Annotated in this window: 18 protein-coding genes; 12 read left to right on the forward strand and 6 right to left on the reverse strand. The window is 67.6% G+C overall.

Annotated elements, in window-relative coordinates; translation table 11 throughout:
* Positions 1-33: 33 nt before the first annotated feature.
* The 5 genes from E5671_RS30105 to E5671_RS30125 all read right to left on the reverse strand — a co-directional run bounded on the left by E5671_RS30105 (position 34) and on the right by E5671_RS30125 (position 5,369).
* Positions 34-1,293: an alpha/beta hydrolase family protein gene (locus E5671_RS30105; RefSeq protein WP_160507029.1), complete on the reverse strand. Its 1,260-nt coding sequence runs from the start codon at positions 1,291-1,293 to the stop codon at positions 34-36.
* 93 nt (positions 1,294-1,386) lie between these two features.
* Complete coding sequence (locus E5671_RS30110) at positions 1,387-2,172, reverse strand: succinate dehydrogenase/fumarate reductase iron-sulfur subunit (protein WP_160507030.1); 786 nt, start codon at positions 2,170-2,172, stop codon at positions 1,387-1,389.
* Between the two features lie 38 nt (positions 2,173-2,210).
* Positions 2,211-4,148, reverse strand: coding sequence for a fumarate reductase/succinate dehydrogenase flavoprotein subunit (locus E5671_RS30115; RefSeq protein WP_160507031.1), 1,938 nt, complete (start codon positions 4,146-4,148; stop codon positions 2,211-2,213).
* A complete protein-coding gene (locus E5671_RS30120) occupies positions 4,148-4,981 on the reverse strand; it encodes a hypothetical protein (RefSeq protein ID WP_160507032.1) in 834 nt (277 codons plus the stop codon). The genes E5671_RS30115 and E5671_RS30120 overlap by 1 nt, the downstream gene beginning before the upstream one ends.
* A 73-nt stretch (positions 4,982-5,054) precedes the next feature.
* Entirely contained in the window at positions 5,055-5,369 is a 315-nt protein-coding gene (locus tag E5671_RS30125) for a hypothetical protein (protein ID WP_160507033.1), read from the reverse strand.
* Positions 5,370-5,747: 378 nt separating this feature from the next.
* On the opposite strand from E5671_RS30125, the gene E5671_RS30130 reads away from it, so the two are divergent.
* The 9 genes from E5671_RS30130 to E5671_RS30170 all read left to right on the forward strand — a co-directional run bounded on the left by E5671_RS30130 (position 5,748) and on the right by E5671_RS30170 (position 17,945).
* Positions 5,748-8,075: an ABC transporter family substrate-binding protein gene (locus tag E5671_RS30130; RefSeq protein WP_160507034.1), complete on the forward strand. Its 2,328-nt coding sequence runs from the start codon at positions 5,748-5,750 to the stop codon at positions 8,073-8,075.
* A 298-nt stretch (positions 8,076-8,373) separates the two neighbouring features.
* Positions 8,374-10,248, forward strand: a complete 1,875-nt coding sequence (typA, locus tag E5671_RS30135; RefSeq protein ID WP_160507035.1) for a translational GTPase TypA — start codon at positions 8,374-8,376, stop codon at positions 10,246-10,248.
* Between the two features lie 585 nt (positions 10,249-10,833).
* On the forward strand, positions 10,834-12,459 hold the full coding sequence (locus tag E5671_RS30140) for a peptide ABC transporter substrate-binding protein (RefSeq protein WP_160507036.1): 1,626 nt from the start codon (positions 10,834-10,836) through the stop codon (positions 12,457-12,459).
* A gap of 81 nt (positions 12,460-12,540) precedes the next feature.
* Positions 12,541-13,470: an ABC transporter permease gene (locus tag E5671_RS30145; protein WP_160507037.1), complete on the forward strand. Its 930-nt coding sequence runs from the start codon at positions 12,541-12,543 to the stop codon at positions 13,468-13,470.
* Entirely contained in the window at positions 13,463-14,419 is a 957-nt protein-coding gene (locus E5671_RS30150; protein WP_160507038.1) for an ABC transporter permease, read from the forward strand. Before E5671_RS30145 ends, E5671_RS30150 begins: the two co-directional genes overlap by 8 nt.
* 11 nt (positions 14,420-14,430) lie before the next feature.
* Positions 14,431-15,492 carry an ABC transporter ATP-binding protein gene (locus E5671_RS30155; protein ID WP_160507039.1) on the forward strand — a complete coding sequence of 354 codons (1,062 nt, stop codon included), beginning with the start codon at positions 14,431-14,433 and terminating at the stop codon, positions 15,490-15,492.
* Entirely contained in the window at positions 15,485-16,633 is a 1,149-nt protein-coding gene (locus E5671_RS30160) for an ABC transporter ATP-binding protein (RefSeq protein ID WP_160507040.1), read from the forward strand. Before E5671_RS30155 ends, E5671_RS30160 begins: the two co-directional genes overlap by 8 nt.
* Positions 16,634-16,768: 135 nt before the next feature.
* Positions 16,769-17,296 (forward strand): SigE family RNA polymerase sigma factor, encoded by a 528-nt coding sequence (locus tag E5671_RS30165; protein WP_160510501.1) that lies wholly within the window; start codon positions 16,769-16,771, stop codon positions 17,294-17,296.
* Entirely contained in the window at positions 17,289-17,945 is a 657-nt protein-coding gene (locus E5671_RS30170) for a hypothetical protein (RefSeq protein WP_160507041.1), read from the forward strand. The genes E5671_RS30165 and E5671_RS30170 overlap by 8 nt, the downstream gene beginning before the upstream one ends.
* Before the next feature lie 26 nt (positions 17,946-17,971).
* Here E5671_RS30170 and E5671_RS30175 read toward each other — a convergent pair whose 3' ends face one another.
* Positions 17,972-18,556, reverse strand: coding sequence for a Uma2 family endonuclease (locus E5671_RS30175; RefSeq protein ID WP_160507042.1), 585 nt, complete (start codon positions 18,554-18,556; stop codon positions 17,972-17,974).
* A gap of 177 nt (positions 18,557-18,733) precedes the next feature.
* On the opposite strand from E5671_RS30175, the gene E5671_RS30180 reads away from it, so the two are divergent.
* From E5671_RS30180 to E5671_RS30190, 3 genes are all read left to right on the forward strand, one after another.
* Entirely contained in the window at positions 18,734-20,365 is a 1,632-nt protein-coding gene (locus E5671_RS30180; RefSeq protein WP_160507043.1) for a peptide ABC transporter substrate-binding protein, read from the forward strand.
* 70 nt (positions 20,366-20,435) lie between these two features.
* The gene (locus tag E5671_RS30185; RefSeq protein WP_160507044.1) at positions 20,436-21,359 is read left to right on the forward strand and encodes an ABC transporter permease; all 924 of its coding nucleotides are present in this window, start codon (positions 20,436-20,438) and stop codon (positions 21,357-21,359) included.
* Entirely contained in the window at positions 21,352-22,329 is a 978-nt protein-coding gene (locus tag E5671_RS30190) for an ABC transporter permease (protein ID WP_160507045.1), read from the forward strand. Before E5671_RS30185 ends, E5671_RS30190 begins: the two co-directional genes overlap by 8 nt.
* Positions 22,330-22,335 lie beyond the last annotated feature (6 nt).

A 22,335-nucleotide genomic window follows, 5' to 3' on the forward strand; every position in this document is an offset into this window, starting at 1 on the left:
TTCCCCCTCTCGCGCAGGGGCGGCTGTGGTGTCTCACCCCGCGAACTCCACTTCCGGAAACTTCCCCGAAGGCCCGTCAAGCAGGTGGTCGTCCTGTCCCCGCAGCCAGCGGTCGAAGAACGATGTCGCGTAGGCCCGTTCCGCTGCCACCGCGCGGCTCGGGTCGACCGTGCCCATGTTCTTCTCGATGACCTCGCGGTCCACCCCGGCCTGCGGGAGCAGCGCCGAGAGGTCCGTGTACGTCTGGTGCGTCGAGCCGCGCAGGGTGAGGTTCCGCTTCCAGCCGGTCGTGTGGGACCAGAACGCGCGCCACGACGGTTCCGTCGTACGGTCACTGCCCTGCCTGCCCATGAGCAGGAACGGGCCGGTGAGGCCGTGCCGGGCGACCGGCGTCAGGTTCGTGCCGTTCGGTTCGGGGTTGTTCTCCAGGGTGCCGTCCATGTTCATGCCTGCCTTGACCCGGTCGTCCTCGTACATGGTCTCGGCGGCCGCGATTCCGCCCGCCGACTGGCCGAGCATGCCCACCCGCTTCTGGTCCACGACCCTGGAAAGGCCGTTCGGCAGGAGGCCGATGCGGTCCAGGACGAACTTCGAGTCGGCCACCCGGACGTCCAGGACCTTCTTGAGCAGCGCCGGCACCGATCCGCTCCGCTGCGCCTCCGCGAAGGCCTTGAGGAGCGAGGCATCGTCCTTGACCGAGCCGTCGGGGAACTGCACCCCCGGCGCCTCATAGGTGTGGTCGACCGTCACCACCACATAGCCGTGGCTCGCCAGCTCCTCGACCACGGAAGTGCCCCACGTGCGCGGGTCGTTGGCCCCCGCCGCGTACAGCAGGACCGGACGTCGGCCCCCGCTGGTGTCGGCCGGAGCTCCCGCCCGCGCATGCGTACGCATCCTCGCGAAGTCGATCGCGTCCCTGGGGATGCCGTGGGGCGCTTTCGCGTTCCAGCGCTCTGCCGCGCCCGGCGACATGTACGGAGCGAGGCGGTGCCCGGCGTCACCCGGCCTTCCCGCCGCCGGGTACCAGACGCTGATCATCAGCTCCCGGTACGGCACGGACTTCACCCAGGGGTCGTGCCGTGAGGTGTCGACGAGGCGCGTCGACACCGTGCCGATCCGGTGCGGTCCCGTGGGCGCGGGGAGCTTCGCCTCGATAGCCGTGGGTCCCGCGTGCGCGGGGGTCGGGGCTGCCAGCAGCGTCGCCGCCAGACCGGCCGCCCCGAGGCCGAGCACCGAGCGCCGGGTCACCACTGCACGAGCAGCCGAACCAGTCACAGCCGAGGAAGAGTTCATGCCTCCATGCTGATCTCGCCCCGCCCCCGTGACCATGGGGGAAATCTTGAGTCTTCGGCCTGGGGGATTACCCCCACCTCGCCACGAGCGGCCCTACTGCTCCCCCCGCCGCCGAATCTTGTTCCCGAGCCAGACCAGCGGGTCGTACTTCCGGTCAATCGCCCTTTCCTTCAAGGGAATCAGCGCGTTGTCCGTGATCTTGATGCCCTCCGGGCACACCTCCGTACAGCACTTCGTGATGTTGCAGTAGCCGAGCCCGTGCTCGTCCTGCGCGGTCTGCTTGCGGTCGATGCCGGCCTCCGCCGCCGCGTCCAGCGGGTGCATGTCCAGCTCCGCGACCCGCATCAGGAAGCGCGGTCCCGCGAACGCCGCCTTGTTCTCCTCGTGGTCGCGCACCACATGGCACGTGTCCTGGCACAAGAAGCACTCGATGCACTTGCGGAACTCCTGGGAGCGGTCCACGTCCGCCTGCTGCATGCGGTACTCGCCGGGGCCGAGGCCCGCCGGAGGCACGAAGGCAGGCACCTCCCGCGCCTTCGTGTAGTTGAAGCCGACGTCCGTCACCAGGTCCCGCACCACCGGGAAGGCCCGCAGCGGTGTCACCGTGATGACGTCCTCGCGGCTGAACACGGACATCCGCGTCATGCACATCAGCCGCGGCCGGCCGTTGATCTCCGCCGAGCACGAACCGCACTTGCCTGCCTTGCAGTTCCAGCGCACCGCGAGGTCGGGGGTCTGGGTCGCCTGCAGGCGGTGGATGATGTCGAGGACGACCTCGCCTTCGTTGACCTCGACCTTGAAGTCCTCCAGGTCGCCGCCTTCGGCGTCCCCGCGCCAGACCCGGAACCGCGCTTCATAGGACGTACTCGAAGGATCCAAGGGACCCAAGGGACCCGAAGGACTCGGCGTAGCGGTACTCACTCGTAAAGCTCCTCTTCGGCCAGGTACTTGACCAGCTCTTCCTTCTCGAAGAGAGCAAGCAGGTCGGGACGGATGGGCTCGGTGGAGACCCGCACCAGATCGATCTGGCCGCGCACGGGATCCGTCGCCGCGAGCCCGCCGGAGGGGTCCGTGAGCTGGCAGAGAAGATTCACGCGGCGCCATTCGCGGTTCATGCCGGGGTGGTCCTCGCGGGTGTGCCCGCCCCTGCTCTCCGTGCGCTCCAGGGCGGCCCGCGCCACGCACTCGCTGACAAGGAGCATGTTGCGCAGGTCGAGCGCGAGGTGCCAGCCGGGGTTGAACTGGCGGTGGCCCTCGACGCCGGCCCGCCGTGCCCGTACCCGCAGTTCCGCCAGTTTCTCCAGGGCCTGTTCCATCTCGCCCTCGCGGCGGATGATGCCGACCAGGTCGTTCATCGTCTGCTGGAGTTCCTGGTGGAGGGTGTACGGATTCTCCGGCGTCGCCCCGTCATCGGGACCCTCCGCGCTGAACGGGCGCAGCGCCTCGGCAGCCGCCGTGTCCACCTGGACCTCGTCCACCAGGGGCCGTGCGTCCGCCCCGGAGAACCCGGCCGCGTACCGCGCCGCGTGCAGCCCTGCGCGTCGCCCGAAGACGAGCAGGTCGGACAGGGAGTTGCCGCCGAGCCGGTTGGAGCCGTGCATGCCGCCGGCGACCTCTCCGGCCGCGTACAGACCCGGTACGCGCTCTGCCGCCGCCGTGTCCGACTCGACCGCGATGCCGCCCATCACGTAGTGGCAGGTCGGTCCGACCTCCATCGCTTCCGCCGTGATGTCGACGTCCGCCAGCTCCTTGAACTGGTGGTACATGGACGGGAGCCGGCGCCTGATGACCTCAGCGGGCATGCGCGTCGACACGTCGAGGAAGACCCCGCCGTGCGGTGAACCGCGGCCCGCCTTCACCTCGGAGTTGATGGCGCGCGCCACCTCGTCGCGGGGCAGCAGCTCCGGAGGCCTCCGGTTGTTGTCGGGGTCCTCGTACCAGCGGTCGCCCTCGTCCTCCGACTGCGCGTACTTCTCCTTGAAGACGTCCGGTACGTAGTCGAACATGAACCGCTTGCCTTCGGAGTTGCGCAGTACGCCGCCGTCACCGCGCACCGACTCGGTGACCAGGATGCCCTTCACCGAGGGCGGCCAGACCATCCCCGTCGGGTGGAACTGCACGAACTCCATGTTGAGGAGCGGCGCCCCGGCGAGCAGCGCGAGCGCGTGACCGTCACCCGTGTACTCCCACGAGTTCGACGTCACCTTGAAGGACTTGCCGATGCCGCCGGTGGCCAGGACCACACTCGGGGCTTCGAGCACGAAGAAGCGGCCGGACTCGCGGTCGTAGCAGAACGTGCCGCTGACCCGCTCGCCCTCCTTCATCACGCGCGTGACCGTGCACTCCTGGAAGACCTTCAACCGCGCTTCGTGGTCGCCGAATTCGCGCTCGTCATCCTGCTGGAGGGAGACGATCTTCTGCTGGAGCGTACGGATCAGTTCGAGGCCGGTCCGGTCACCCACGTGCGCGAGGCGGGGATACTCGTGCCCTCCGAAGTTGCGCTGGGAGATCCGCCCGTCCGCCGTACGGTCGAACAGCGCGCCCCATGTCTCCAACTCCCAGACACGATCGGGGGCTTCGCGCGCGTGCAGCTCGGCCATCCGCCACTGGTTGAGGAACTTGCCGCCGCGCAGGGTGTCGCGGAAGTGGACCTGCCAGTTGTCGCCGGAGTTCACGTTGCCCATGGAGGCCGCGATGCCGCCCTCGGCCATCACCGTATGGGCCTTGCCGAACAGGGACTTGCAGATCACGGCGGTACGGGCGCCCTGCTCACGTGCCTCGATCGCGGCCCGCAGTCCCGCCCCTCCGGCTCCCACCACGACAACGTCCCACTGCTGCCGCTCCACTTGAGACATCAGAACAACCTCGGATCGTCGAAGGCGCCGGACGCGATCAGATACACGTAGAAGTCGGCGAGCGCCACACTCACCAAGGAGACCCAGGCGAGCAGCATGTGCCGTGCGTTCAGTTTTCCAACCCACTGCCACATGCGGTAGCGCACGGGGTGCTTGGAGAAGTGCTTGAGCTTGCCGCCGACGATGTGCCGGCAGGAGTGGCAGGAGAGCGTGTACGCCCAGATCAGCACGATGTTGACCAGGAAGACGAGAGTGCCGAGGCCCATGTGGCCCCACTCGTAGTGCTCATCGCGGAACGTCAGCACGGTGTCGTACGTGAGGATGCCCGCCACCGGAACCGCCGCGTAGAAGAAGTAGCGGTGGATGTTCTGCAGGATGAGCGGGAAGCGGGTCTCTCCGGAGTACTTCTTGTGCGGCTCGGCGACCGCGCAGGCGGGCGGTGAGGCCCAGAAGCCGCGGTAGTAGGCCTTGCGGTAGTAGTAGCAGGTCAGGCGGAAACCGAGCGGGAAGACCAGGATCAGCAGGGCGGGGGACAGGCCCCACCAGCTGCCGAGGATCTCCCAGTTGGGCCCCGACCGCATCGGCTCGCAGCTCTCGGCGAGGCACGGCGAATAGAACGGTGAGACGTAGGGCGCCGCGTAGTAGTCCGCGTTCGCGAAGGCCCGCCACGTCGAGTAGACGATGAAGGCGAGGAGGCCGGCCGTGGTCGCGGCGGGCGCCAGCCACCAGCGGTCGGTCCGCAGATGGGCAGCGCTGATCGCGGCGCGCGTCGCCGCTCGCACGCCGCCGGGATCCTGACCGCTTTTCAGATGGGGTTCCGTGCCAGTGGCCAACGAGGCTCCACTCCTTTGTCCTCAGATCGGCTGTACTCGGGTCGGCGGCGGTGCTCAGGGCGGGTGCGGCGCCTCAAGGGGCATGCCGGTCGCTCGCGCCAAGGCCCTCGTCGTCCGAGTCCGTCCACAGGGAACTGTCGTACGGCGTATCGGGGATGGTGACCAGGTCGGGCCGCTTCCGCGGGGCGACGGCGGGATCCGAGCCTGCGGCGCGCAGGAACGCGACGCTCTCGCGCAGGTGGTCGGCGTCCGTGCGGACGCGGCGCACGTCGATCCCGGCAAGACCACCCTGGGAACCCTCGCCGACCTGCTGCTCCAGCTTGCCGACGGTGCGGACCAGATCGTCGACGCAGCGCTGAACAGCCGTCAGATCATCCTGCAGAGCCATGACTTGCCCTCACTTCAGGGGTGCGGCGGCAACGTTCATGCGCCTGCGAGTGTCGCGCGTCACATCCCGGCTTGTGAAGGGATCTGCCGGGATTCCCGGCTCGTGCGGGCTGAAACGCGCCGCTGGAACGCGCCGGGGTGTGCGCCCCGCCCCGCCCGTTCCCCGGGGCGCGGGCCGGGGCCGCCGTCACGCTCGGTCACGCGTGGTTGGGCCGCACGAGTGGGATCTGGCGCCCCCACGCCGTGTCGCTCCCGTGTGCCCGGCCACGTCCCCTTCAGTGGATCGATAGATGTGATCAGCTCCATATACCGCCAAACGTGATCAAACCCGGCCCGGTCCTGGTAGCGGGCGGCCGGGCGAGCCCCGGAGGTACCCGTCATGTCCCCAGACCGCGCCAGACTGAGATCTGCCGTGTTCCTCGCCACCGGCGTGCTAGCCCTGCCCGCCCTCGCCGCCTGCAGCTCCCAGGACGAGGCGGGCTCCCCGACCGCAGGCCAGGACGTCGCGCCCGCGGCCCGGGACCTCGTAGCCGACGGCGGGACGATGAACTGGGCCGTCGACGCGATGCCGGAGACCCTCAACTCCTTCCAGTCGGACGCGGACGCGGGCACGTCACGGATCGCCGGCGCGGTTCTGCCGTCGATGTTCCGGCTCGACGCGCAGGGCAGGGCGCAGCGGAACGCCGACTATCTGGAGTCCGCGGAGGTCGTTGAGCGCGAGCCCAAGCAGGTCGTGCTCTACAAGCTCAACCAGCAGGCGGTGTGGAGCGACGGCCGGGAGATCGGCGCCGATGACTTCGCGGCGCAGCAGCGTGCGCTCTCCGGGAAGGACAGCGCGTACTGGACGGCACGCAACGCGGGCTACGACCGCATCGAGAAGATCGAGCGCGGCGCGGACAACCTGGAGGTGCGCGTCACGTTCAACAAGCCTTACGCGGACTGGCGTTCACTCTTCTCGCCGCTGTATCCGAAGGAGGTCATGGGCACTCCTGACACCTTCAACGACGGTGCGCGGCGCAAGCTCAAGGTGAGCGCGGGGCCGTTCGCGGTGCAGGACTTCGACAGCAAGGCGGACGAGGTCACCCTGGTCCGCAACCCGCGCTGGTGGGGCAGGCCCGCCAAGCTCGCCAAGATGGTCCTGCGCGAGGTGCCGCGCGACGAGCGGGCCGCCGCGCTCGCGCAGGGCGAGGTCGACCTCGCCGAGATCGACGCCCCCGAGGCCAGGCGCATCACGAACGCGGCCCGTGACCAGGGCGTGCAGGGCCCGCTGGGGCACGGCCCCGAGGCGCAGCTGACCCCGGCCAAGGCGCTGCGCTCCTGGGCGATCGCTCACGGCTCCGACGAAGAGGCGGCCGACACCGAGCAGCAGGCCCGCCAGCGGACCGGCAAGGCGATCAAGAAGTACGCCACCGAACAGACCGGCCTGCGGGGCTACACCGTCCGCAAGTCCCTCGAACCGGCCTACACCCAGCTCGCCCTCAACGGCACCGAGGGCCCGCTCGCCGACGACCGGGTGCGGCGCGCGGTGGCCCGCGCCCTCGACCGCGACGAGCTCGCCAAGGCGGTACTCGCGCCGCTCGGCCTCCCCGCCGAGCCGGTCGGCAGCCACCTGGCACTCGCCGGGCAGCAGGCGTACGCGGACAACAGCGGGGCCCTCGGCGACCAGGACACCGCGGAGGCGCGGGCGCTGCTCGCCGACGCGGGGTGGACGCCGGGCGGTCCGGTGAAGGAGCCGAAGGGGAAGACGGCCGGGGGCGAGGCGGACACCAAGAAGGCGAAGGCGGAATCCGCATCGGATGAGTCGGAGGACTCGGCGGAGGACTCGGACTCGGCGGAGGACTCGGGCGACGACGGCACGTACGTCGTCGGCGAGGACGACCAGAAGCCGGGCGACAGCGGCACATCGGTGCTCGCGCCCGCCCCGGCGGCGGCCTACCAGCAGGCGGCGCTGACCCGCCAGGCGGCGTCCCTCACGGCTCACCGCGAGGCGGACAAGGAGAAGAAGAAGGACCCCGGCGGCCACGCCAAGCAGCACGCGGAGGGGAAGTCCGAGAAGAAGGCCGCGAAGGGCGGCGCACCCGGCGCGTACGCCCCCAAGGGCACCGCGGCGCCCGCCGCCAGCGCGGCGGCGGGCGGCCCCATGGCCAAGGACGGCAAGCCCCTCACCCTCCGCTTCGTCCTGCCGTCGGGCGAGGGCTCGGAGTCGCTGCGCACGGTGGCCGACCGGATCTCGCGGATGCTGGAGAAGATCGGGATCCGCACGGAGACGGCGAAGGTCGCCGACGACAGCTACTTCAAGGACCACATCGCGTCCGGTCAGTACGACCTCGCCCTCTACTCCTGGCCCGCCACGGCCTTCCCCGCCACGGACGCGCGCCCGATCTTCGCCAAGCCGGTGCCGGCCGCGGACGGCTCGCTGAACGTCGAGCAGAACTACACGCGGGTCGGTACGGATCACATCGATCAGCTGTTCGATCAGGCGATGGGGGAGCTGGACGAGGACGAGAACCGCGCCCTGGTCAAGAAGGCCGACGCCCGCATCTGGGCCGAGGCCGGATCCATTCCCCTCTATCAGCGCCCCCAGCTGATCGCGGCCCGTACGAACCTCGCGAACGCGGGCGCCTTCGGCTTCCAGGTCCCGGCCTACGAGGACATGGGCTTCCTGAAGCCGGGCGCCAAGCCCTCGGGCAAGCCCGCCGAGAAGTAGCTCCGCCGCAGGTCAAGCTGTAGCTCCGGCCCAGGTCACGCTCAGATTCCGCTCAACTCCCTTGCCCGTCGGCACCCCCGGCGGGCAAGGTCGTGTCCACCCGTTGACCCGTACGTTCCCCCCAGCACCACCAGAACCCCAGAAACCCCAGGTCAGGCCCCCACCAAGGCCCCGCGGAGGTGACCTCCGCGTAAGGCACGTAGACTGGGGTGAGGCCGTGGCGTGTTCTGCCCGGCAGGGCACGCGTGCCGGACCGTACGCGCGGCCATCCACTCTTCCCGGGAGAAGCGCAGCTCGTATGCCCACGCGCCATGACATTCGTAATGTTGCCATCGTCGCCCACGTCGACCACGGCAAGACCACCCTGGTCGACGCCATGCTCAAGCAGGCCGGCTCCTTCGCCGCGCATGCGGCAGAGTCCCTCGACGACCGCATGATGGACTCGAACGACCTGGAGCGTGAGAAGGGCATCACGATCCTGGCCAAGAACACGGCCGTCAAGTACCACCCCAAGGATGGCGGCGACGTCATCACCATCAACATCATCGACACCCCCGGCCACGCCGACTTCGGTGGTGAGGTCGAGCGCGGCCTGTCGATGGTGGACGCGGTGGTGCTCCTCGTGGACGCCTCCGAGGGCCCGCTGCCGCAGACCCGCTTCGTGCTCCGCAAGGCGCTCGCGGCCAAGATGCCGGTCATCCTGTGCATCAACAAGACGGACCGCCCGGACTCCCGGATCGCCGAGGTCGTCGACGAGACGTACGACCTGTTCCTGGACCTGGACGCGGACGAGGACCAGATCGAGTTCCCGATCGTCTACGCCTGCGCCCGTGACGGCGTCGCCTCGCTGACCAAGCCGGAGGACGGCACCGTCCCGGCCGACAGCGAGAACCTGGAGCCGTTCTTCTCCACGATCCTGGACACCGTCCCGGCTCCGGAGTACGACGAGGAAGCGCCGCTCCAGGCCCACGTCACGAACCTCGACGCCGACAACTTCCTCGGCCGTATCGCGCTGTGCCGTGTCGAGCAGGGCGAGCTGCGCAAGGGCCAGACCGTTACCTGGATCAAGCGTGACGGCTCGCAGTCCAACGTCCGCATCACCGAGCTGATGATGACCGAGGCGCTCACGCGCAAGCCCGCCGAGAAGGCGGGCCCCGGTGACATCTGCGCCATCGCCGGTATCCCGGAGATCATGATCGGCGAGACCCTCGCCGACCCCGAGAACCCGATCGCGCTCCCGCTCATCACGGTCGACGAGCCCGCGATCTCCATGACCATCGGTACGAACACCTCGCCGCTCGTCGGCAAGGGCGGCAAGGGCCACAAGGTCACCGCCCGCCAGGTGAAGGACCGTCTGGACAAGGAGCTCATCGGTAACGTCTCGCTCCGCGTCCTGGACACCGAGCGGCCCGACGCCTGGGAGGTCCAGGGCCGTGGTGAGCTCGCGCTCGCCATCCTGGTCGAGCAGATGCGCCGCGAGGGCTTCGAGCTGACCGTCGGCAAGCCCGAGGTCGTCACCAAGCAGATCGACGGCAAGACGTACGAGCCGATCGAGCGCATGACGATCGACTCGCCCGAGGAGCACCTCGGCGCCATCACGCAGCTGATGGCGACCCGCAAGGGCCGCATGGAGACGATGACCAACCACGGCTCCGGCTGGATCCGCATGGAGTGGATCGTCCCGTCGCGCGGCCTCATCGGCTTCCGTACGGAGTTCCTGACCCAGACCCGCGGCACCGGCATCGCGCACTCGATCTTCGAGGGCCACGAGCCGTGGTTCGGCGACCTGCGCACCCGTCACAACGGCTCGCTCGTCGCGGACCGTTCGGGTTCGGTCACGCCGTTCGCGATGGTCAACCTCCAGGAGCGCGGTGTCATCTTCACCGAGGCCGGCACCGAGGTGTACGAGGGCATGATCGTCGGTGAGAACTCGCGCGCCGACGACATGGACGTGAACATCACCAAGGAGAAGAAGCTCACCAACATGCGTGCGGCTTCCGCGGACACGACCGAGAACGTCGTGCCCGCCCGCAAGCTCTCCCTGGAGCAGTCCCTGGAGTTCTGCCGCGACGACGAGTGCATCGAGGTGACCCCGGAGACCGTGCGTATCCGCAAGGTCGTCCTGGACCAGAAGCAGCGTGGCCGCACCGCCTCGCGCGCCAAGCACGGCTAAGTCCCGCTGACGCTCGGCGAATTCGGCATCTGAGGCCGGTTTCCGCCCCTCCCCACGGGAGAGGCGGAAACCGGCCTCTCGCGTATCTGCGGGGGTTACCCCTTTGCGGGGCCCTCGACGGCACTACGCTGGCCCAGACCTCGGGGGCGAGGGATCTTCCTCCGTCGCGACTCTCCGCGCATCTACGCGCGTCCGCGAAAGCGCCTCCGACGGCGCCGCGAGCCGTCTCCGACTCGGTCCGCCGCAACCGGTTTTCCTGGACCATCTGTCCGGAATGCGGACGCCGTTGACCGTTAGATGTGTAACACGTCCGTTTCGCAACCATCTATCTCGGATCGGTTTGTCCGGATTTTGGAAGTTGTACGCACCAGGTGTGATTGAACCGAGACCAAAAGGGTGTGGTCGGGCGGTACCTCATGGCTAATAGTTGACCGCGTATAGCTCGGGTCAATGGGTCACGCGCTGTGGGGAGCGCCGACTCACGAGCACACTGGGGTACTTCGATCTACGCGCCGTCAGGGGTGTCGGCGCGGTTTCTTGTACCCCCTCTTGTAGTGAACAAGTGGACTCATGAGGAGGAACCCCATGCGTGGTGCCAAGAGCGCCAAGTGGGTCGCGATAGCGGGTGTCGTGGCGCTGACGGCAACGGCCTGCGGCGGCGGCAGCGACAGCGGCGGCAACAGCGGCAAGGTCGACCCCAAGGGGATCGTCAGTTACGCCAACGGTGAGCCGCAGAACGCCTTGCAGCCCGCCAACACCATGGAGGCGTACGGCAGCGTCGTCATCAACTCCCTCTTCACGGGGCTTGTCAACTACGACAAGCAGGGGAACATCACCTACGAGAACGCCGAGTCGGTCACCCCCGACAAGGACAACAAGGTGTGGACCGTCAAGCTCAAGCCGGGCTGGAAGTTCCACAACGGCGAGGCCGTCACGGCCAAGTCGTACGTGGACGCCTGGAACTTCGCGGCGAACCCCGCCAACGGCCAGCAGAACAGCGGCTGGTACCGCGACATCGTCGGTTACGACAAGGTCCACCCCGAGAAGGGGAAGGGCACCGGCAAGACCATGTCCGGTCTGAAGGTCGTCGACGACAACACCTTCACCATCACGCTGAACTCGGGCATCCCGTACTACGCGTACAAGCTCGTCTACGCGCCGTTCTACCCCATGCCCTCGGCTGCCCTGAAGGACCCGAAGACGTACGGCGAGAAGCCGGTCGGCAACGGTCCCTACAAGCTGAAGAGCTGGGACCACAAGAAGTCGATCAAGGTCACCGCCTGGTCCGGCTACAAGGGTGAGAAGAAGCCGAAGAACGGCGGCATCGACTTCAAGGCGTACACGACGCCGCAGGCCGCGTACAACGACCTGCGCTCGGACAACGTCGACACGATGCCGCTGATCCCGGACAGCGAGCTCGCCAACTTCAAGCAGGACTTCGGCGACCGCGCCATCGAGCAGGACTTCTCGGCGATCAACACGGTCAACCCGGCCTTCTACAGCAAGGCGTTCAAGGACGTCGACGTGAAGGTCATCCAGGGTCTGTCGATGGCCATCGACCGCGACACCATCGCGAAGACCACCTTCGCCGGTACGCGTGAGTCCGCCTCCGGCTGGGTCGCCAAGGGCGTCAAGGGCTACAAGGCCGGCGCCTGTGGTGAGTTCTGCAAGTTCAACCCGAAGAAGGCCAAGCAGTTCGTCAAGGACGGCGGCGGCATCCCGGGCAACAAGATCACCATCCAGTACAACGCCGACCAGCCGCACAAGGGCTGGGTCACGGCGGTGTGCAACAGCATCACCAAGTCGACCGGCGTGAAGTGCACCGGCGACCCGACGACCGACTTCCAGGCCGACACCGAGATTCGGGACAAGAAGCAGGTCAAGGCGATGTACCGGTCGGGCTGGGTGCTCGACTACCCGTTCAACGGCAACTTCCTCGCCGACCTCTACGGCACGGGCGTCGACGGCAACAAGGGCGGCTTCTCGGACAAGAAGTTCGACGAGCTGACCAAGAAGGCCGACGCGGCCAAGACGATCGACGAGTCCGCGGAGCTGTACAACGAGGCTGAGAAGCAGCTCGTCAACACCTTCCCGGGCATTCCGCTCTGGTACAACAAGACGCTCTCCGCCTACTCGAAGAACGTCAAGCACGTGCAGTTTGACCAGGCCGGTGACCCGATCCTCACCGACATCGAGGTCTTCAAGAAGTAGGCGTCGGAGGCCAGTTCCCGAAGCGACGCCCGGCGATCCCGGGCGTCGCTTCGGGCGGCTCCGGATTGGACGGAGGCACCAATGGGGCGTTATGTCGCGCGGCGACTGCTCCAGATGATCCCGGTTTTCATCGGGACAACCCTGTTGATCTTCATCATGGTCAACGTGCTCCCCGGCGACCCCGTACGGGCGCTGTGGGGCGACAAGCCGCCGGACCCGGCACAGGTGGCGCAGATTCGCCACGACCGTGGTCTGGATCTGCCGCTGTGGCAGCAGTATCTGCACTATATGGGCGGCCTGCTGCAGGGAGACTTCGGCAAGACCATCGCCGGTAACCGGCCGGTCCTGGACGAGATCACCCAGGCGTTCCCGGTCTCGATGCGACTGGCCTCCATGGCCTGGACGTTCGAGCTCATCGTCGGCATCACCCTGGGTGTCCTTGCCGGCATCAGGCGCGGCCGGTTCGTCGACAACACGGTCACGCTCTTCACGCTCCTGGTGATCTCCGTACCGATCTTCGTGGTCGGTCTGCTGTGCCAGCTGTTCTTCGGCAATGAACTGGGCTGGATCACGCCCACGGTTCAGGACTCCGAGAACATGGGCCAGCTGCTGGTGCCGGCGATCGTGCTCGGCATGGTGGGCCTCGCCTATGTGGCGAGACTGACGCGCACCTCGATCGCCGAGAACCGGCAGGCGGACTACATGCGCACGGCGGTGGCCAAGGGCCTGCCCCGGCAGCGCATCATCACCCGGCATCTGCTGCGCAACTCGCTGATCCCCGTGGTGACTTACCTCGGCACGGACGTCGGCACCCTGATGGGTGGCGCGGTCATCACCGAGGGCATCTTCAACGTGACGGGCGTCGGCAATCTCCTCTTCCAGGCTCTCGCCCGCCGTGAGGGCGCGGTCATCGTCGGTGTAGTCACCGTCCTGGTGCTCGTGTACCTCGCAGCCAGCCTGATCGTCGACCTGCTTTACGCGGTCCTGGACCCGAGGATCCGTTATGCCTGACCTCACCAAGACCACGGCCACGGACGAGAAGACCGTGGCGCCCTCCGCTCCCACGGATGCGATCGCGGCCGGTCCCGCACCGGGAAAGCCGCGAAGCCTGTGGAACGACGCGTGGCGCGAGCTGCGCAGCAATCCGCTCTTCGTGATCTCCGCGGTCCTGATCGCGATCCTGCTGGTGGTGGCCGTCTTCCCCGGCCTGTTCACCAGCACGAATCCCGAGTCCGGCGACCAGGTGAACCACTTCCTGGGCAAGCCCGAACTCAGCAAGTTCTTCCAGGAGAGCTGGTTCGGCTACGACAGGGTGGGCCGCAGCATCTACGCCCGCGTCGTCTTCGGAGCGCGCAACTCGATCCTCGTCGGCGTCGGCGTGACGATCCTCGTCACCTTCTTCGGCGGCCTGTGCGGCATGCTCGCGGGCTACTTCGGCGGCTTCTGGGACAGCCTCATCTCCCGGCTCACCGACGTGTTCTTCGGCATCCCGTTCCTGCTCGGCGCCATGGTCGTCCTGAACGCCTTCACCAACCGCACGGTGTGGGTGGTCATGGGCGCGCTTGCCTTCCTGGGCTGGACGCAGATCGCCCGCGTGATGCGCGGCGCGGTCATCACGACCAAGCACGCCGACTATGTGGTGGCGGCGCGCGCGCTCGGTGCCGGGACGAAGCGGATCCTGTTCCGCCACATCCTGCCGAACGCGCTGGCTCCGGTGATCGTCGTGGCGACCATCTCGCTCGGCACGTACATCGTGGCCGAGTCGACGCTGTCGTACCTGGGCCTCGGCATCGGTGACGGCGCCATCTCCTGGGGCGGCGACATCTCCGACGCGACGCAGGACATCCGGAACAACCCGCACACGCTGTTCTTCCCGGCAGGAATGCTGAGTATCACGGTGCTGGCGTTCATCATGATGGGTGACGCCGTACGCGAAGCCCTCGACCCGAAGCTGCGCTGAGGGAGGCGTAAATGACCAGCATCGACATCAAGGAAGACTCGGTTCCCGCCCCCCGCTCGGGCGAGGAAAAGGGCGGCAGGCTGCTTGACGTCAAGGACCTGCACGTCGAGTTCCACACTCGCGAGGGTGAGGTCAAGGCCGTCAACGGCGTCAACTACAGCGTGGACGCGGGCGAGACGCTCGCCGTCCTCGGTGAGTCGGGCTCCGGCAAGTCCGTGACGGCCCAGGCCATCATGGGCATCCTCGACATGCCGCCCGGCAAGATCCCGCAGGGAGAGATCCTCTTCCGCGGGCAGGACATGCTGAAGATGTCCAACGAGGAGCGCAGGAAGATCCGTGGTCGCAAGATCGCGATGATCTTCCAGGACGCCCTGTCGTCGCTCAACCCCGTGCTCTCGGTGGGCTATCAGCTCGGCGAGATGTTCCGGGTGCACGACGGGCTCGGCCGCAAGCAGGCCAAGGCCAAGGCCATCGATCTGATGGACCGGGTGAAGATCCCGGCGGCCAAGGAGCGGGTGAACGACTACCCGCACCAGTTCTCGGGCGGTATGCGCCAGCGCATCATGATCGCGATGGCGCTCGCCCTGGAGCCGGATCTGATCATCGCGGACGAGCCGACGACGGCGCTCGATGTCACCGTCCAGGCGCAGGTCATGGACCTGCTGGCCGACCTTCAGCGCGAGTACAACATGGGCCTGATCCTGATCACCCACGACCTCGGCGTGGTCGCCGACGTCGCGGACAAGATCGCGGTCATGTACGCGGGCCGGATCGTCGAGACGGCCCCGGTCCACGAACTCTACAAGCGCCCCGCGCACCCGTACACGCGCGGTCTGCTCGAGTCGATTCCCCGGCTCGACCAGAAGGGCCAGGAGCTTTACGCGATCAAGGGCCTGCCGCCCAACCTGCTCCACATTCCGTCCGGTTGCGCCTTCAACCCGCGCTGCCCCAAGGCGCAGGACATCTGCCGTACGGACGTCCCGGCCCTGGTGCAGGTGTCGGAGCAGGACGGCGGGGAGCTGCCGGGTCGCGGCAGCGCGTGCCACTTCTGGAAGGAGACGATCCATGGCTGAGCTCAAGAAGAATGACGAGCCTCAGGACACGACCCCGAGCGTCTCCGACGTGGAAACGGTCGACGCGTCCAGCGCCGAGGAGGCCGTCGCGGCCATCGAGGCACCGGTGGAGCGCGGCGAGCCGATCCTCCAGGTCCGCAACCTGGTCAAGCACTTCCCGCTCACACAGGGAATCCTGATCAAGAGGCAGATCGGTGCGGTCAAGGCGGTCGACGGCATCTCCTTCGACCTCTACCAGGGCGAGACCCTTGGCATCGTGGGCGAGTCCGGCTGTGGCAAGTCCACGGTCGCCAAGCTCCTGATGACGCTGGAGCGCGCCACGGCCGGCGAGGTCTTCTACAAGGGCCAGGACATCACCAAGCTTTCGGGGCGCGCCCTGAAGGCGGTCCGCCGCAACATCCAGATGGTGTTCCAGGACCCGTACACGTCACTCAACCCCCGTATGACGGTGGGCGACATCATCGGGGAGCCCTTCGAGATCCACCCCGAGGTGGCTCCGAAGGGTTCGCGCCGCCAGAAGGTCCAGGACCTCCTGGACGTGGTGGGCCTGAACCCCGAGTACATCAACCGCTACCCGCACCAGTTCTCGGGCGGTCAGCGCCAGCGCATCGGCATCGCCCGAGGCCTGGCCCTGAACCCCGAGATCATCATCTGCGACGAGCCGGTCTCGGCCCTGGACGTCTCCGTCCAGGCCCAGGTCATCAACCTGATGGAGAAGCTCCAGGACGAGTTCAACCTCTCCTACCTCTTCATCGCGCACGACCTGTCGATCGTCCGGCACATCTCGGACCGCGTGGGCGTGATGTACCTCGGCAAGATGGCGGAGATCGGCTCGGACGAGCAGATCTACGAGCACCCGACGCACCCGTACACGCAGGCGCTGCTCTCCGCCGTGCCGGTGCCCGACCCGGAGGCACGCGAGGGCCGCGAGCGGATCATCCTCACCGGTGACGTCCCGTCCCCCGCGAACCCGCCATCGGGCTGCCGCTTCCGCACCCGCTGCTGGAAGGCGGAGGCGAAGTGCGCGGAGGAGACCCCGCTGCTCGCGATCCCGCAGCGTTTCGCGGGCCAGGACACCCCGGCGGCACACGAGTCGGCGTGTCACTTCGCTGAGGAGAAGGACGTGGTCCACGCGGCGTGAGCCGTTTCTCCCTCTGCAGGTGATGGGGGCGCCCGGAACTTCACGGTTCCGGGCGCCCCCATTTTCGTACGTAACATGCGGGCGCTGTCAGGCGTGTCTATGACAGAGACAGCAGCCGAACCATGGGACGGACGGATGAACGACGACTCCCCAGACCACTCATCGGAGTTCGACGCGTTCTACGCCGCCACTGCCAAGAGGCTGGTCGCCGCGGTCTATGCGATGACAGGCGATCTGGCCGAGGCGGAGGACGCGGTGCAGGAGGCGTATGTGCGGGCGTGGCAGCGGTGGGAGCGGCTGACGCGGGAGGGGGATCCGTTGCCGTGGGTGCGCACGGTGGCGTCCCGCCTGGCGATCAGTACCTGGCGCCGGACGCGGAACCGGCTGCGGGCGCAGCTCAGGCACGGTGCCGCGCCGGACGTGCCGGAACTCTCCGCGGACCGGGTGGCGTTGCTCGCCGCCCTGCGCCAACTGCCCGCGCAGCAACGCCAGGTGGTGGTGCTGCACCATCTGCTCGACCTCCCCGTGGAACAGGTCGCCCGGGAGACGGGGGCGTCCAACGGGGCGGTCCGCACCCGGCTGAGCCGGGCCCGCAAGGCGCTGGGGGAGCGCCTGACCGACACGACTGCTTTCACCGCGGAAGGGGCGGCCCACCATGGCTGAAGTCGAAGAGCTGCTGGACGACGTCACGGTACGGATGCCGAGCGGGGCGGAGCTGCGGGCGCGGGGTGAGAGGCGGACCGTGCGAAGGCGGGTCGCCGGGGGAGCGGCTTTCGCGGTGGTGGTGGCGGGGGCGGTGACGTGGGGCGTGGCCTCCGGGGGAGGGGGCGGCGACGGCACAGAGGTGCGGCCCGCGGCCACGCCGACGAAGAACCCCTTCAAGGTGGGCGGTGTGGTGCGCCTGCTGTCGCCGGAGCTGATGCCGCAGGCCACGAAGTGGCACTGGAAGAGCATGGAGGAGGAGGTGATGGTGGACCTGCCCCTGCCGAAGGTGGGCCGGGACGACAGCTGCCCGGGCTCGGACGTCGGGCGGAAGGCTCCGAGCCAGGTCCAGTACGGCACGGAGTACTACAGCGACAAGGGCGCCAACGCCAGGCAGCGGGTCACCGAGTACGACAGCGAATCCGTCGCGGCGGACGAGGTGTCCCGCCTGCGCGACGCACTGACCCAATGCGGTCTGCGGGAGCACGCGGAGGGGGCTGACCCCTACTGGTCCGGTACCACCGAGTCCTCCTCGCGGCTGCGCGTCAGCGTCGAGCGCTGGCGTGACTGGGTGTCCGTGGTGGAGGTGGAGGCGGAGGGGCGGGACTGACGGGGCGGGCCGGGAAACCGGGCTCCTCAGCCGTCGAGGTCCCCCGGCTTTCCGTAGCGCCGGAACGCGACGGTCTCAACCGTCCAGGGTCCGAACGGCACTTTGTCGCCGAAGATGTACGGCTCCTTGTTCCCGTACCGCCCCGCGCACGGCTCGGAGTGCACCTCGATCGTGCCGGTCCGGGGGTCGACGATCATGTAGCGGTCGATGCCCATGGCGGGATACTCGGTCAGCTTCTCGCCGTAGTCGTTGTTCGGGTTGGACGGGGAAACGATCTCGATGACGGCCAGCACCTGCGTGGCGTCGACGGCGATGCCCTCCTCGTCGAGCACGGCCTCGGGGATCACGAGGGCGTCGGGGCGGCGCATGCGGCCGATCGCGGGGTGCTCGATCTCCGGGCCGTTCGCGCAGATGTAGCCGGGGTGGGTGACAAGGAGCTGCTTGTTCAGCTGCTGGCAGATGCGATGGACCGTGCCCTCGTGGCGCTTCGAGGGGCACATCATGGCCAGTATCGGACCTGAAGGTCCGATCTCTACGTTCCAAGTGCCCTCAAGGCGCTCGGCATAGGTTCCGAGCTCCTCGGCGATCGCGCGCATCTTCGCGTAGTCCATGCTTCGAGGGTAGCGAGGAGTCGAGTTGCCTCCCCGCCTGTCGGATCTCCCTGTGGCGGCATACGAGGGTTTCCCCAGTCCTACTAGCCCCGGAAAGCGGCCATAAAGATGCGCAGCACCACGCATTGGGGTGTATTTGGGCCTAAGTGAGACTCAGGCCTGAAAGGGAGGCTCTCCATGCGTGGAGCCACGCACGCCAAGTGGGCCGCATGTGCGGTGACCGTCGCGCTCGCGGCGACCGCCTGCGGCGGAGGCGGGGGCAACGGCGGTGGCGGCGACGGCTCCGGGATCGTGGGTTCCTCCTGGGGTGATCCGCAGAATCCGCTGGAGCCTGCCAACACCAATGAGGTGCAGGGCGGCAAGGTGCTCGACATGCTCTTCCGGGGTCTCGTGCGCTACGACCCGAAGACCGGCGAGGCCAAGAACATGGTCGCCGAGAAGATCGACACCAAGGACTCGCAGAGCTTCACCGTGAAGATCAAGGACGGCTGGAAGTTCAGCAACGGCGAGAAGGTCACCGCGAAGTCCTTCGTGGACGCCTGGAATTACGGCGCCCATCTGAAGAACAACCAGAAGAACGCCTACTTCTTCGGCTATATCGAGGGTTATGACAAGGTCCACCCGGAGAAGGGTGACGCCAGTGCAGAAACGCTCTCCGGACTGAAGGTCGTCGACGACACCACCTTCACCGTCAAGCTCACGCAGAAGTTCTCCACCTGGCCCAAGACCCTCGGCTATCCGGCGTTCGCTCCGCTGCCCAAGGCTTTCTACGACGACCACGACGCATGGCTCGCCAAACCGGTCGGCAACGGCCCGTACACCGTGGACTCGTACGCCAAGGGGTCCAAGATGTCCCTGCGGAAATGGGACGGGTACAGCGGTGCGGACAAGGCGCAGAACGGCGGTGTGGATCTCAAGGTCTACACCGACAACAACACCGCCTACACGGACCTGATGGCGGGCAATCTGGACCTCGTCGACGACGTTCCCGCCTCGCAGCTCAAGAACGCGAAGAGCGATCTGGGTGACCGCTACATCAACACCCCCGCAGGCATCATCCAGACGCTCGCCTTCCCCTTCTACGACAGCAAGTGGTCGAAGTCCGGAATGGAGAAGGTCCGCCAGGGACTCTCCATGGCGATCAACCGCGATCAGATCACCGACACCATCTTCCAGAAGACCCGCACCCCCGCCACCGACTGGACGTCCCCGGTGCTCGGCGAGGCCGGGGGGTACAAGGAAGGGCTGTGCGGTGACGCCTGCAAGTACGACGCCGGCCAGGCCAAGAAGCTGATCTCGGACGGCGGCGGCATCCCCGGCGGCACGCTGAAGATCACGTACAACGCGGACACCGGCTCGCACAAGGAATGGGTCGACGCCGTCTGCAACTCCATCAACAAGGCCCTCGGAAACGACAAGTCCTGCGTCGGAAGCCCGGTCGGCACCTTCGCCGACTTCCGCAGCAAGGCCTCCCAGCAGAAGCTGGACGGCGCCTGGCGCGCGGGCTGGCAGATGGACTACCCGCTCATCCAGAACTTCCTGCAGCCGCTGTACTACACGGACGCCCCGTCCAACGACGGAAAGTGGTCCGACAAGAAATTCGACGAACTCGTCGACAAGGCCAACGCCGAGACCGACACCGCCAAGGCCGTCTCCACCTTCCAGGACGCCGAAAAGGTGCTCGCCGAGCAGATGGCGGTCATTCCCCTCTGGTACCAGAACGGCAGCGCCGGTTACTCGGACAGGATCTCCGACGTGGCCCTGAACCAGTTCAGCGTCCCGGTCTACAACGAGATCAAGGTCAGCTGAAGCCAGGGAGCGGTCATCCGACGCGGTGATGCGCGCCGGATGACCGCTCCCGTTACTTCCGGAGCCCTTCATGGGACGTTATGTGATCCGGCGTCTGCTGCAGATGATCCCGGTCTTCTTCGGCGCCACGCTGCTGATCTTCCTGATGGTGAACGTGATGGGCGACCCCGTCGCGGGCCTCTGCGGGGACCGAAAGTGCGACCCCGCGACGGCCGCCCAGCTGAAGAAGGAGTTCGGCCTCGATAAGCCCGTGTGGCAGCAGTACGCGACCTACATGGGCAATGTCTTCACCGGCGACTTCGGCACCGCGTTCAACGGGCAGAAGGTCACCGAACTGATGTCGACCGCCTTCCCGCTCACGATCCGCCTGACGCTCGTCGCGATCGTCTTCGAGATCGTCATCGGCATCTCGCTGGGTGTGGTGACCGGACTGCGGCGCGGGCGGCCCGTCGACACCGTCGTCCTGCTCCTGACGCTCGTCGTCATCGCCATCCCCACCTTCGTCACCGGCCTGCTGCTCCAGCTCCTCCTCGGCGTCGAATGGGGCGTGATGAAGCCCTCCGTCTCGTCGGAGGCGCCCGTCAACGAACTCATCGTGCCGGGGCTCGTGCTCGCCTCGGTCTCCCTGGCGTACGTCACCCGGCTCACCCGGACCTCCATCGCGGAGAACCGCCGCGCCGACTACGTCCGTACGGCCATCGCGAAGGGGCTGCCCAGACGCCGCGTCATCACCCGGCACCTGCTGCGCAATTCGCTCATCCCGGTGGTCACCTTCATCGGCACGGACATCGGCGCGCTGATGGGCGGCGCGATCGTCACCGAGCGGATCTTCAACATCCACGGCGTCGGCTTCCAGCTCTACCAGGGGATTCTCCGCCAGAGCACCCAGACCGTCGTCGGCTTCGTGACCGTCCTCGTCCTGGTCTTCCTGGTGGCCAACCTGATCGTCGACCTGTTGTACGCCGTACTCGACCCGAGGATCCGTTATGCCTGAACCCCGAGAGCCAGACGGAGCCATCGCCCCGACCGGCGCGGGCGGCGCGATGGACCTCGCGGCGACCGAGGGCTCGACGCTGGAGAAGGCCACCGGGGGCCCCGGCGGTACCGGTCCGTCGGCCCCCGCCCGCAGCCTGTGGTCCGACGCATGGCGCGAGCTGCGGCGCAACCCGGTCTTCATCATCTCGGGCCTCATCATTGTCTTCCTCGTCTTCATCTCCCTCTGGCCGTCCGCGATCGCCTCCGGCAACCCGCTCGACTGCGACCTCGCCAACGCCCAGAAGAGCTCCACGGCCGGCCACCCCTTCGGCTTCGACGGCCAGGGCTGCGACGTCTACACGCGGACCGTGTACGGGGCCCGCGCATCGGTCACCGTCGGCGTCTGCGCCACGCTCGGTGTCGCGATCCTGGGCAGCGTGCTCGGCGGGCTCGCGGGGTTCTTCGGCGGGTTCTGGGACGCGATCCTCTCCCGGATCACCGACGTCTTCTTCGCCATCCCCGTCGTGCTCGGCGGCCTGGTGCTCCTGTCGGTCGTCACCAGCAACACCGTCTGGCCGGTGATCGGCTTCATGGTCCTGCTCGGCTGGCCGCAGCTCTCGCGCATCGCCCGCGGATCCGTCATCACCGCCAAGCAGAACGACTACGTCCAGGCGGCGCGGGCCCTCGGCGCATCCAACTCGCGGATGCTGCTTCGGCACATCGCGCCGAACGCCGTCGCCCCGGTGATCGTCGTCGCCACCATCGCCCTCGGCACGTACATCGCTCTGGAGGCGACGCTCTCGTACCTCGGCGTGGGTCTGAAGCCGCCGACCGTGAGCTGGGGCATCGACATCTCGGCCGCCTCCCAGTACATCCGCAACGCCCCGCACATGCTGCTCTGGCCCGCCGGAGCCCTTGCGATCACCGTGCTCGCGTTCATCATGCTCGGCGACGCGGTGCGCGACGCCCTCGACCCCAAGCTGAGGTAGCCGCCC

Origin of the sequence: Streptomyces sp. BA2, from assembly GCF_009769735.1 — a bacterium.
In the GTDB taxonomy this organism is placed as follows: domain Bacteria; phylum Actinomycetota; class Actinomycetes; order Streptomycetales; family Streptomycetaceae; genus Streptomyces.